The organism is Salinilacustrithrix flava (genome assembly GCF_041228405.1).
Lineage (GTDB): Bacteria > Actinomycetota > Acidimicrobiia > Acidimicrobiales > Salinilacustritrichaceae > Salinilacustrithrix > Salinilacustrithrix flava.
On record NZ_CP133888.1, the window covers coordinates 3,751,032 to 3,762,140 of the forward strand.

The following is an 11,109-nucleotide window of genomic DNA, read 5'->3' on the forward strand; positions in this document are numbered from 1 at the left end:
TCAGCTGATGGGCAGCACGTGCACGACCCCGGGCACGCCGCCGACGGTGACCTCTGCACCCTCCAGGACGGCCCGGCCGAGGAACGCGAGGGCGATGGGCCCGTGCCGGTCCGACACCGCCGCGGTCGTGACGGTGGCGGCCGGTCCCTCGCACTCGACGGGGGCGCCCTCCTCGACCGGGGCCTCGAGCACGATGGCTCGCAGGCGGCGGGGCACGTTGCCGCCGCGGCTGTCGATGCGGGCGGTCAGCTCCTGGCCGACGAAGCACCCCTTCGTGAACGAGACGGACTCGTCCACGATCCAGTCGCCGATCTCGGCGGGGATCGTGGACTCGGTGAGCTCGCGGCCCATGGCGGGCACGCCGTGCTCGACGTCGTGGGCCCGGAGCTGCGCGGGGGTCATCGGCTCGACATCTTCGGGGAGCTCGGCACCGGGGCCGAGCAGGTCGTAGCCCGTGACCGTGCCCCCGGGCGGGGCGAGGCGCAGGACGCCGTCGGGGACGTCGCCGCGGGGGGCGCCGGTGCCGCGCACGGCGACGGCAGGCCAGTCGAGCACCTCGATCTCGGCCTTGGTGCGGATGAGGAACCGCTTCAGGCGGTCGTGCAGGGCCTGGCCCCACCCGTCGTCGATGTCGAGGAGGACCTCGTCGGCGGCGGTGCGGGTGATGCGGGCCCACGCGTCGACCTTGCCCTGGGGCTGGAGCACGAAGGTCCACGACGAGGTGTGGACGCCGAGGGCGTCGACGTCCTGGCTCAGCTGGCCCTGGAGGAACGTGAGCGCGTCGGGGCCCCAGACCCGGACCACGTCTCGTTGGATGGGGGTGCCCCTCGGGGTGTCGGCCTCGGTCATCGCTGTGCTGCCTTCCGTTGGGCTTCCCGTCGTTGGGCGGTCATGCGTCTCGCAGCCGGGACGGCCACGAGCAGCGCCCGGGCCTTGTTCTGGCACTCGAGGTGCTCGTCGTCCGGGATGCTGTCGGCCACGATGCCCGCCCCGGCCTGGACCGAGGCGATGCCGTCGTCGCCGATGACCATCGTACGGATGGCGATGGCGGTGTCGATGTTGCCCGAGAAGTCCAGGTAGCCGACGACGCCGGCGTAGGGGCCACGCTTGACCGGCTCGAGCTCGTCGATGATCTCCATGGCCCGCACCTTGGGGGCGCCCGACACCGTGCCAGCCGGCAGCGTGGCCCGCAGCACGTCGACGGGGGTGCGACCCTCGGCGAGGTCGCCGGCGACCTGGGACGTGAGGTGCATGACGTGGCTGTAGCGCTCCAGCGTCATGAGCTCCTCGACCTCGCAGGTGCCGAAGGTGACGACCCGGCCCACGTCGTTGCGGGCGAGGTCGACGAGCATGATGTGCTCGGCCACCTCCTTGGGGTGCTCGACCAGCTCGGCGGCGAGGCGGCGGTCGTGGGCCTCCGAGCTGCCGCGCTTGCGGGTGCCGGCGATCGGGCGGGAGATGACCCGCCCGCCGAGCAGCTGCACCATGGGCTCGGGGCTGGCACCGACCAGGGTCACGCCCGGCACCCGCAGGAAGTACATGTACGGGCTGGGGTTCACCTGGCGCAGCGCCCGGTAGAGGTCGAAGGGCTCGGCCTCGAGCGGGAAGTCGAAGCGCTGGGACAGCACGACCTGGAAGACGTCGCCGGCGAACACGTGCTCCCGGGCCACCTCGACGGCCTGCTGGTACTGGCCCTCGGCCATCGACGACGTGACCTCGGGCGGCTCGTCGTCGGGCTGGGGCGGGCTGAGCATGGGCTCGTCCAGCGGCCGGGCGCCGTCGGCGGCCAGCTGGTCGAGGCGCTCGATCGCCGCGTCGTAGGCCGCGTCGAGGGTGGCCTCGTCGGCGCCGGCGTCGACCAACACGTTGTCGATGAGGGTGACCCGCTGGCGCCAGTGGTCGAACGCAGCGAGCTGGCCGATGATCGACAGCACCGCGTCCGGGTGCCCCCGGTCGTCGTTCGGCACGTCGGGCAGGCGCTCGACCTCCCGCACGACGTCGTAGCCGAGGTAGCCGACCAGGCCGCCGTGCAGCGGCGGCAGGTCCTCGAGCTGCGGGGAGCGGTGGTGGGCCAGCAGCGCCTCGACCGCGGCGAGGATGCCCTGGTCGGTGGGGATGTCCGGGTGGAGCTCGCCCTCGACGGTGAGCTCGCCGTCCTTGCTGGTGAGGGTGGCGAGGGGGTTGCGGCCGACGAAGGACCAGCGGCTCCAGCGCTCGCCGTGCTCGACGGACTCGAGCAGGAAGCCGGGCTCGTCACCGACGACGCGGGCGAAGGCGGCGACCGGGGTCACCAGGTCGGCGAGCAGCTCCCGCCAGACCGGGACGACGGTGTGGTCGGCGGCGAGGCGGTGGAACTCCTCCCGGGACGGGCGGACCGTGGGGCTCGCGCTCACCCGTTGGGCGCGACGTCGGGGTCGGTGAACGACCGGTAGAAGCAGGAGTACTCGCCGGTGTGGCAGGCCCCGCTGCCCTCCTGCTCCACGACCAGCAGGATCGTGTCGCCGTCGCAGTCGTAGTGGGCCTCGCGGATGTACTGGCGGTCGCCGGAGGTCTCGCCCTTGCACCAGTACTCCTGGCGGGAGCGGCTCCAGAACCACGTGCGGCCGGTCTCGAGGCTCTTGCGCAGGGACTCATCGTTCATCCAGGCCAGCATCAGGATCTTCCCGGTGCCCTCCTCCTGGACGATGGCGGGGACGAGGCCGTCGTCGTTGTACTTGACGTTGTCCAGGTGGCCCTCGACGAAGGCGAGCGGGGTGGCGGTCGGGCCGGTCATGGCCCGCATCGTAGGTCCGGCCCCGCCGGCCCCCGAAGTGCGATCGGCCCGGCTCAGGCTGCCGACACGCTCCAGTGCCAAGGCTCGCTGGCCAGGTTGAAGAAGCCGTAGCCGGCGGCGTTGGCGGCCAGCCACCGGTAGGCGGGCGAGCGGCGAGACGTGATGCTCTCCTCGCCGTGGCGGAAGTCGACGGCGAGGCCGCTCTCGTGGAGCGACCGGTTGGGCTTGGCCGTCGGCGGCGAGCAGGCGCTGCTGGACTTCTCGTAGATGTCGAACTCGGTCGGCCCGCAGTTCTGCTCGCGCAGCTCGAGCTGGCGCCGGGTGGAGCGGTAGGCCTTGCCGCGCAGGTCGATGCCGTCGGCCCGGGCGGCCACGACCATGTCCCGCAGGGCGCCGGCGATGGAGGCGTGGACCCGGAAGCCCTCGACGCGGACGAGCGGGAGGTCTTGGCGGCCGCGCTCCTCCTCGGCCACCCACCGCCCGGCGGCCAGCATCCCCGAGCGGGCATGTCGCAGCTCGTTGTGGAGGTACTCGATGTGGGCGTCCATCCGGTTGGCCGATCGGTGGGCGAGGTCGAGGGCAGCACGGTGGTGCTGGCGCCGTGCCTCCCGATCGAGGAGCCCCAGCTCGGCCTCCTCGGCAGTCCGGCGCGCGGCCAGCGCGTCGAGCTCGGCGGCATTGAACGTCACGTCGGTCGCGCCGGTGCCGGTGCCGGCGTCGAGCGCGGGCTGCGCGGCCTTCAGCGCGCGTCGGTGCGCCACCTCGGCGCGGATCTCGTCCCGCCGCTTCGTCGCCTCGGCGTCGGCCTTCGCAGCCCGCTCCAGCTCGGCGCCGGCGGCCCGGACGTCGACGCGCATCGACCGGGCGGTCTCGTAGAGCACGTACTCGGCGGCGCGCAGGCCCTCCACGTGGGCGGTGGCGACGACGATGCGGGCCCGCAGCTCGGAGGCCCGCTCGGTCGGCAGCTCGGGCAGCGGCAGATCGAGGTCGGCCACGGTCACCGCGTCGAGGTCCACGCCCTGGTAGCCCAGCGACAGCAGGTCGACGCCGTCGATCCCGGGGAACGCCATGGACGGGCCGGCCGCCGGGAGCGAGTCGGGCACGGTCGGGGCCGCGGCCGGAGCGGCGGTCGCAGCCGCCTCGGCCCGGCCGAGTGGGCTGGACGCGTTGGCGCTCAGGGGCGGGCCGAAGAACGCGCCCAGACCGACGGTGAGGGCGAGGCCGCCGGCGAGCACGGAGACCTTGAGGCGAGGACGGAGAGGTTGCATCGGACCCGTGGGGTTTCGGGAGGCGCGCGACGGGCCGGAGCCCCGCTCCCCGCGTCCGTGCGCCCGCGCGCGCCAGCGCCCGTCCGCACGTCCACGGTGAGCATGTCCGACCTCGTTGCCGGTCGGTGCCGCCCACCTCGAGAGGTGTGTTGCAGTGGTCGCGATCGTACGGTCACGCGACCGCCACACAGCGTCACCTGGGCCCGAGTTGGCCGGCTGTTGACCTTCTGTCCCGGGTCGTGGCGCGAACTGCCTGCGAGGCCTGGTCCAGGTGGCCCAGACCAGGCCGATCCGGGTGGCCCAGCGCCCTACAGGTAGAGCCCGGTGCTGCCCTCTTCGAGGCGCTCCGAGGCCACGGCGTGGATGTCGCGCTCGCGCAGGATGATGTACTCGTCGCCCCGGACCTCGACCTCGTAGCGGTCCTCGGGGTTGAACAGCACCCGGTCGCCGATCTCCATGTTGCGGACGTTGGCGCCGGTGGCCACGACCCGGGCCCAGGCCAGGCGCTTGCCCATCTGGGCGGTGGCGGGGATGAGGATGCCGCCGGTGGACTTGCGCTCGCCGTCACCCCGGTCGATCTCCACCAGGATGCGGTCGTTCAGCATCTTGATCGGGAGCTTGTCGCCGTCGGTGCCGGGCTCGGTCATGGAGGGGCGACGCTACCGTGCGCCCGGATGGCAGACCGAAGCGCCCCGCCCGGCCAGGCGACCACCGCCGACGGCGTCACGATCGAGCTCGCCTGGTCCCTCGCCGAGCATCCCCGGGCCGCCGCGGTGGTGACCCACCCCCACCCGCTGATGGGCGGCGACATGCACAACCCCGTGCCCGCCGGCGTCGCCCGGGCACTCGCTGCCGCCGGCGTGACGGCGGTGCGGCTGAGCTTCCGAGGTGCGGGCGGCAGCGGTGGCGAGCACGGGGGCGGCGACCCGGAGCGGGGCGACGTCGTGGCCGCGCTCGATGCGCTGGCCGACGTCGTCCAGGGTGTGCCGCTGGTCGGCGTGGGCTACTCCTTCGGCGCCGACGTGCTCCTGGCCGTCGAGGACCCCCGCCTGGTCGGGGTGGTCGCCGTCGCACCGCCGCTGCGGGTGCTGCCGATCGATGCCCTTCGCGCCCCGCGGGACGAGCGTCCGACCCTGGTCCTGTCCCCCGCCCACGACCAGTTCTGCGACCCCGACCAGGCCGCCTCGGCGGTCGAGGGGTGGCCGTCCACCACGGTCGAGCCGATCGTGGGCTGCGACCACTTCCTCGCCGGCGGCGTCCAGCGGGTGGTCGACCGGGTGCTGACCTTCGTCGACGACCTCTGACCGGGGTGTTCCGCCACCGCTGCCAGTTTCCCGGGGGTTCTGGCAGCGACCACGGAACGCCAGCTCAGGGTGCGGTGACCTCGACCTGGTGCTGCAGCGGCGGCGGCGGATCCTGGACGGTGAGGGACAGCTCGAGGGTGTAGGCGCCCGGGGCCACGTCGCCGAGGTCGGCGTCGAGGACGACGGTGAGCGCCTCCCCCGGCTCGAGCGAACGCTCCTGCAGGGACTGGATGAAGGAGCGCGCCGCGCTCCACGTGTAGGCGGTCTCGCCGTCGGCATCGATGAGCTGGGCGTCGCCCTCCTGGCCGCTCGGGAAGACCAGCGTCACCGGCTCGTCGCTGACGTTGACCGCCTCGAAGCGCAGCTCCACCTCGCCGGCCGGGAGCTCGTCGTCGAGGTCGGTGACCAGGTCGATCGGCATGGTGATCTCCGTCGTCGGCGGGGCGGTGGTGGTCTCGGCGTCCTGGCCGACGTCGGTGGCGACGTCCTCGTCGTCGTCGCCGCAGGCGACCACGAGCAGGGAGCAGGCGGCCAGCGCAGCGAGCAGGCGCCTCATCGGGCCACCTCCTCGACGGGGCGGACGGCGATGCCGGCTGCGGCCATGTGCGCCTTGGCCTCGGCGACGGTGTGCTCGCCGAAGTGGAAGATGGAGGCGGCGAGCACGGCATCGGCCCGGGCCTCGGTGACGCCCTCCACCAGGTGGTCGAGGGTGCCGACGCCACCGGACGCGATCACGGGCACGTCGACGGCGTCGGTGATGGCCCGGGTGAGGGGGATGTCGAAGCCGATCTTGGTGCCGTCGCGGTCCATGGAGGTGAGCAGGATCTCGCCGGCGCCCAGCGCCACGACCTGCTGGGCCCACTCGACGGCGTCGATGCCGGTGGGGGTGCGCCCGCCGGCGACGAAGACCTCGAAGTGCGTCCGGCCGTCGGCGTCGGTGACGGCCTTGGCGTCGATGGCCACGACCGCGCACTGGGAGCCGAACTCGGTGGCGATCTCGGAGACCAGCTCGGGGCGGGCGACCGCGGCGGAGTTCACCGACACCTTGTCGGCCCCGGCCCGCAGCAGGCGCCGCGCGTCGTCGACGGAGCGGATGCCGCCACCGACGGTGAAGGGGATGAAGACCTCCTCCGCGGTGCGGCGGGCGACGTCGAGGATGGTGTCGCGCTGGTCCGAGGAGGCGGTGATGTCGAGGAACACGACCTCGTCGGCGCCCTCCCGGTCGTAGCGGGCGGCGAGCTCGACGGGGTCGCCGGCGTCGACGAGGTCGACGAAGTTCACGCCCTTGACGACGCGGCCGCCCTCGACGTCGAGGCACGGGATGACGCGAGCGGTCTGCACGTCTCGAAGGCTACGGGCGGGAGAGCGCCCTGACGGCCTCGGCCACGTCGACCCGGCCCTCGTAGATGGCGGTGCCGACGATGACGCCCGACAGGGTCCGGCCGTCTCGATCCAGGCAGTCCAGCAGACGGAGGTGCTCCAGCTCCCCGACGCCGCCCGACGCGATCACGTCGAGCGCCGTCAGCCCGAGCAGCTCGGAGAGGCCGTCGAGGTCGGGACCGCCGAGCAGGCCCTCGCCTTGGATCTGGGTGACGACCACGGCGCTGGCACCGGAGTCCTCGAGGCGGGCGAGCGCGTCGGCGATGTCGAGCCCCGCTCCCTCGGTCCACCCCTTGATCGAGACCTCGCGGCCGCGCACGTCGAGGCCGAGCGCCACCGCCTGCGATGCCGCCACCTGCTCGACGAGCTCGGGCTGCTCGACCGCGGCGGTGCCCATCACGACCCGGGCGACGCCGGCGTCGGCGAGGGCACGGGCGGCATCGACGGAGCGGACGCCGCCGCCCGCCTGGACCGGGACGGACACGGCGTCGCACACCCGGGCGATCAGCTCGCGGTTGTGGGCCTCGCCGGTGCGGGCGGCGTCGAGGTCGACCATGTGGATCCACGGCACGCCGGCCGCCTCGAACCCGAGAGCGACCTCGACGGGGTCGTCGGCATGGACGGCCTCGCGGTCGAAGTCGCCCTGGACGAGCTGCACGACCTTGCCACCGCGCAGGTCGATGGCGGGATAGAGGTCCATCAGGCGACGCCCCTCATGCCCGGCCCTGCTGGACGAGGTCGACGAAGTTCTGCATGAACGCGAGCCCGGGGGTGGAGGACTTCTCCGGGTGGAACTGGGCCGCGTGCACGTGGCCGTGCTCGACCGCGGCCACGACGGGGCCGCCGTAGTCGCAGGTGGCCACGACGTGGTCGGACATCGGGGCGGCGTAGCTGTGCACGAAGTACATCCAGATCGGGTCGTCGAGGGCCTCGAACAGCGCCGTGGGCCGGATGACGTCGACCACGTTCCACTGCATCTGCGGGCGCTTCACGCCCTCGGGCAGCAGCTGGACGGTGCCGGGCAGGATGCCGAGCCCCTTGCGTCCCGGGGTCTCCTCGGAGGCCTCGTAGAGCAGCTGCATGCCGACGCAGATGCCGAGGAAGGGCTTCTCGGCCTCGACGGCCTCGTGGGCCAGGTCGGCGACGCCGGTGCGCTCGACCGCGTCCATGCACGCGCCGAACGCGCCGACGCCGGGGAGGATGACGCCGGCAGCGTCGCGGACGACGGCCGGGTCGGCGGTGAGGCGGGCGTCGGCCCCGTGGCGCTCGAGCGACTTCTGGGCCGAGCGGAGGTTGCCGATGCCGTAGTCGAGGACGGCGATGAGCGGCTTCTCGGTCACCGGCACCCCCGCAGATCACCGTTCTGGGCCGCGGTCCATGCCTCGGGGGCGCATCCCGCGTCCCAGAACGAGGAAGTGGGGGTCACAGGGCGCCCTTGGTGGAGGGGACGCCGCCGCCCTCGACGCGCACGGCGTCGCGCAGGCAGCGGGCCAGGCCCTTGAAGCTGGCCTCGAGCACATGGTGGGTGTTCACGCCCGCCTTCTTGGTGACGTGGAGCGTGATCAGCGCCTGCTGGGCGAAGGACTCGAGGAAGTGCACGCCCATCTCGGGGTTGAACGGCGGGTCGCCGAGGGGCAGGACCTCGCCGAAGGGCAGGTCGATGGCGGCGTGCGCCCGCCCCGACAGGTCGAGGGCGACCTCGATCAGGGCCTCGTCCAGCGGGTACAGGCCGCTGGCGAAGCGCCGGACGCCGGCCTTGTCGCCGAGGGCCTCCTTGAACGCCTGACCGACCACGATGCCGACGTCCTCCACCGTGTGGTGCCCGTCGACGTGGAGGTCGCCGGTGGCCTGCACGGTGAGATCGAAGCCCCCGTGGCGACCGAGCTGGTCGAGCATGTGGTCGAAGAACGGCAGCCCGGTGCTGATGTCGGTGGTGCCGGTGCCGTCGAGGTCGATCGTGACCGAGACCGTGGTCTCCTTGGTCTCCCGGTTGATGGTCGCGGTGCGGCTCATGAGGTCTCCAGGATGTCGGTGAGGGCGTCGAGGAAGCGGTCGTCCTCGCCGGGGGTGCCGAGCGTGATGCGCAGGCAGCCGTCGAGCCGGGGCCAGGACGCGCAGTTGCGCACCAGGACCGATCGCTCGACGAGGCGCTGCCAGACGGTGTCGCCGTCGACGGCGTCGGGGCGGAACAGGATGAAGTTGGCGCCGGACGGCCACACGGTGACGGGCAGCTGGGACAGCGCAGCGGTGACCCTGCCGCGCTCCTCCACCAGGTCCGACACCCGGCGGCGCATCTGGGGCTCGAAGTCGAGCGCGACCCGGCCGGCGATCTGCTTCACCGCGTCGAGGTGGTAGGGCAGGACGACCTCGGAGAGCTCCTCGACCAGCCAGGTCGGGCCGATCAGGTAGCCGAGGCGGGCGGCCGCCATGGACCAGGTCTTGGAGTAGGTGCGTGTGACCACGATCGGCGAGGTCTCGTCGACGAGCTCCAGCGCGGACCACGGGGCGAACTGCCCGTAGGCCTCGTCGACCACGACCAGCCCGGGGGCGAGGTCGGCGACGGCGCGAACGGTCTCCTCGGTCTCGACCATGCCCGTCGGGTTGTTCGGCGAGCAGAGGAACGTGATGGTCGGGTCGTGCTCGGTGAGGACCCGGCGCACCTCGTCCATGTCGAGTGCGAAGTCCTCGGTGCGCTCCCCCGACACCACCGCGGTGTTGGTGATCTTGGGGATGTGGGAGTGCAGGGCGTAGGTCGGCTCGAAGGTGGCCACGCTGCGACCCGGACCGCCGTAGGTGAGGCACAGGGTCTGCAGCACCTCGTTGGAGCCGTTGGCCACGAACACCTGGGAGGCCTGCACGCCGTGGTGCGCGGCGATGGCCTCGCGCAGCTCGGTGGCGGCGCGGTCGGGGTAGCGGTGCCACTCGACGCCGGCCAGCTCGGCGGCCAGCGCCTCCCGGAACCCCTCGGGCGGCGGTTCCGGGGCCTCGTTGGTGTTGAGGCGGACGTCGACCTCGACCTGCGGGGAGTGGTAGCCGGGGTGGAGGGCGAGGTCGTCTCGGACGCGGGGCCGCTTCACCGCTCGACCCGCTGGCGGACGGAGTCGGCGTGGGCGGCGAGGCCCTCGGCAGCGGCCATGGCCTGCACGTGCGGGGCGAGGCCGCGCAGCGCGGCCTCGTCGAGGCTGACCACGTGGATGTGCTTGCAGAAGTCGTCGACGCGCAGGGCGCCGGCGAAGCGGGCCGAGCCGTAGGTGGGCAGCACGTGGTTGGGGCCGGCGACGTAGTCACCGACGCTGGCCGGCGCCCACGGGCCGCAGAACACCGCGCCGGCGTGCTTCACGCGCACGAGCAGGTCCTCGGAGTCGGCGGTCTGCAGCTCGAGGTGCTCGGGGGCGATGACGTTGGCGACGTCGATGGCGGCGGCGGGACCGTCGACGACCACGGCGTAGCCGGCGTCGGCGAGGGTGGCCTCGATGTGCTCGCGCCGGGGGCTGGTGGCGACGATCCGGCCGACCGCCTCGTCCACGGCGGCGCGGACGTCCTCGTCCCAGCAGATCAGCCAGGCCAGCCCGTCGGGGCCGTGCTCGGCCTGAAGCACGATGTCGATGGCGACGTCCTCGACCACGGCGTCGCGGTCGGCGACGACGACGACCTCGGAGGGGCCGGCGAAGCTGGACGGCACCCCGACGAGGCCGCTGGACGCGACCTCCCGCTTGGCCTGGGCGACGCGGGCGCTGCCCGGACCGACGATGACGTCCACCGCGAGGATGGACTCGGTGCCGTAGGCGAGCGCGGCGATGGCAGCGGGCCCGGCGACGCGGTGCACCTCGTCGACGCCGGCGATGGCGGCCGCGGCGAGGATGCCGTCGTCGACCTTGCCGTCGGGACCCGGGGCGGTGCACAGCACGGTCTCGTGCACGCCGGCGACCTTGGCCGGGACGGCGGTCATGAGCGCGGTGGAGAGCAGGGGGGCGAGCGCGGAGGGCACGTACAGGCCGGCCCGATCGACGGGACGGCGCAGCTCGCGCACGACCAGGCCGTCGCGCTCGTAGCGGGCGGGGTCGTGCAGCTGGGCCCGGTGGTAGGCGGCGATGTTGCGGTGCGCGGTCTCGAGCGCGGTCCGCAGCGCCGGATCGATGCGCTCCACGGCGCCGGCGACGTCGTCGGGGTCGACACGGATGGCGTCGATGTCGACGCCGTCGAACTCCTTGGTCATGGCGCGCAGGGCCTCGTCGCCGCCCACCCGGACCCGCTCGATGACGGCACGGACCTGCTCGATCGGCGGTTCCTCGGCCGCCTTCGGGCGGGGCAGCACCGACCGCAGCGCATGGGGATCCGACGTGTCGGTGCCGCGCAGGTCGAGCGTGGTGAGGAGGCCGGTCAC

The 11,109-nt window shown here is 73.2% G+C and carries 13 protein-coding genes; 1 reads left to right on the forward strand and 12 read right to left on the reverse strand.

The genetic code is table 11. The annotated features are described in order from the left end of the window. The 5 genes from RGQ06_RS18390 to RGQ06_RS18410 form a co-directional block, all read right to left on the reverse strand. The gene (locus RGQ06_RS18390) at positions 1-849 is read right to left on the reverse strand and encodes a YgfZ/GcvT domain-containing protein (protein ID WP_432427834.1); all 849 of its coding nucleotides are present in this window, start codon (positions 847-849) and stop codon (positions 1-3) included. Continuing rightward, on the reverse strand, positions 846-2,393 hold the full coding sequence (gene trpE, locus RGQ06_RS18395; protein WP_432427835.1) for an anthranilate synthase component I: 1,548 nt from the start codon (positions 2,391-2,393) through the stop codon (positions 846-848). The genes RGQ06_RS18390 and trpE overlap by 4 nt, the downstream gene beginning before the upstream one ends. Further along, a complete protein-coding gene (gene hisI / locus RGQ06_RS18400; protein WP_432427836.1) occupies positions 2,390-2,773 on the reverse strand; it encodes a phosphoribosyl-AMP cyclohydrolase in 384 nt (127 codons plus the stop codon). Before hisI ends, trpE begins: the two co-directional genes overlap by 4 nt. Positions 2,774-2,826: 53 nt before the next feature. After that, positions 2,827-4,041, reverse strand: coding sequence for a D-alanyl-D-alanine carboxypeptidase family protein (locus RGQ06_RS18405; RefSeq protein WP_432427837.1), 1,215 nt, complete (start codon positions 4,039-4,041; stop codon positions 2,827-2,829). Between the two features lie 308 nt (positions 4,042-4,349). Further along, on the reverse strand, positions 4,350-4,688 hold the full coding sequence (locus RGQ06_RS18410) for a GroES family chaperonin (RefSeq protein WP_432427838.1): 339 nt from the start codon (positions 4,686-4,688) through the stop codon (positions 4,350-4,352). A gap of 27 nt (positions 4,689-4,715) precedes the next feature. Between RGQ06_RS18410 and RGQ06_RS18415 the strand changes: the two genes are divergently transcribed. Then, positions 4,716-5,345: an alpha/beta hydrolase gene (locus RGQ06_RS18415; RefSeq protein ID WP_432427839.1), complete on the forward strand. Its 630-nt coding sequence runs from the start codon at positions 4,716-4,718 to the stop codon at positions 5,343-5,345. A gap of 64 nt (positions 5,346-5,409) precedes the next feature. Here RGQ06_RS18415 and RGQ06_RS18420 read toward each other — a convergent pair whose 3' ends face one another. The 7 genes from RGQ06_RS18420 to hisD all read right to left on the reverse strand — a co-directional run bounded on the left by RGQ06_RS18420 (position 5,410) and on the right by hisD (position 11,109). Beyond that, positions 5,410-5,901, reverse strand: a complete 492-nt coding sequence (locus tag RGQ06_RS18420; RefSeq protein WP_432427840.1) for a BsuPI-related putative proteinase inhibitor — start codon at positions 5,899-5,901, stop codon at positions 5,410-5,412. Then, entirely contained in the window at positions 5,898-6,686 is a 789-nt protein-coding gene (gene hisF, locus RGQ06_RS18425) for an imidazole glycerol phosphate synthase subunit HisF (protein ID WP_432427841.1), read from the reverse strand. The genes RGQ06_RS18420 and hisF overlap by 4 nt, the downstream gene beginning before the upstream one ends. 10 nt (positions 6,687-6,696) lie before the next feature. Continuing rightward, complete coding sequence (locus RGQ06_RS18430) at positions 6,697-7,425, reverse strand: HisA/HisF-related TIM barrel protein (protein WP_432427842.1); 729 nt, start codon at positions 7,423-7,425, stop codon at positions 6,697-6,699. A gap of 13 nt (positions 7,426-7,438) precedes the next feature. Next, the gene (hisH, locus tag RGQ06_RS18435) at positions 7,439-8,065 is read right to left on the reverse strand and encodes an imidazole glycerol phosphate synthase subunit HisH (RefSeq protein WP_432427843.1); all 627 of its coding nucleotides are present in this window, start codon (positions 8,063-8,065) and stop codon (positions 7,439-7,441) included. Between the two features lie 82 nt (positions 8,066-8,147). Beyond that, positions 8,148-8,738: an imidazoleglycerol-phosphate dehydratase HisB gene (gene hisB, locus RGQ06_RS18440; protein WP_432427844.1), complete on the reverse strand. Its 591-nt coding sequence runs from the start codon at positions 8,736-8,738 to the stop codon at positions 8,148-8,150. Continuing rightward, a complete protein-coding gene (hisC, locus tag RGQ06_RS18445) occupies positions 8,735-9,802 on the reverse strand; it encodes a histidinol-phosphate transaminase (protein ID WP_432427845.1) in 1,068 nt (355 codons plus the stop codon). The genes hisB and hisC overlap by 4 nt, the downstream gene beginning before the upstream one ends. Next, positions 9,799-11,109, reverse strand: coding sequence for a histidinol dehydrogenase (gene hisD / locus RGQ06_RS18450; protein WP_432427846.1), 1,311 nt, complete (start codon positions 11,107-11,109; stop codon positions 9,799-9,801). The genes hisC and hisD overlap by 4 nt, the downstream gene beginning before the upstream one ends.

What these genes read in the sequence shown, in the direction of transcription:
- RGQ06_RS18390 (WP_432427834.1), bottom strand. Translation starts at nt 849, where the DNA reads ATGACCGAGGCCGACACCCCGAGGGGCACCCCCATCCAACGAGACGTG.
- hisI (WP_432427836.1), bottom strand. Translation starts at nt 2,773, where the DNA reads ATGACCGGCCCGACCGCCACCCCGCTCGCCTTCGTCGAGGGCCACCTG.
- RGQ06_RS18405 (WP_432427837.1), bottom strand. Translation starts at nt 4,041, where the DNA reads ATGCAACCTCTCCGTCCTCGCCTCAAGGTCTCCGTGCTCGCCGGCGGC.
- RGQ06_RS18410 (WP_432427838.1), bottom strand. Translation starts at nt 4,688, where the DNA reads ATGACCGAGCCCGGCACCGACGGCGACAAGCTCCCGATCAAGATGCTG.
- RGQ06_RS18415 (WP_432427839.1), top strand. Translation starts at nt 4,716, where the DNA reads ATGGCAGACCGAAGCGCCCCGCCCGGCCAGGCGACCACCGCCGACGGC.
- RGQ06_RS18420 (WP_432427840.1), bottom strand. Translation starts at nt 5,901, where the DNA reads ATGAGGCGCCTGCTCGCTGCGCTGGCCGCCTGCTCCCTGCTCGTGGTC.
- RGQ06_RS18430 (WP_432427842.1), bottom strand. Translation starts at nt 7,425, where the DNA reads ATGGACCTCTATCCCGCCATCGACCTGCGCGGTGGCAAGGTCGTGCAG.
- hisB (WP_432427844.1), bottom strand. Translation starts at nt 8,738, where the DNA reads ATGAGCCGCACCGCGACCATCAACCGGGAGACCAAGGAGACCACGGTC.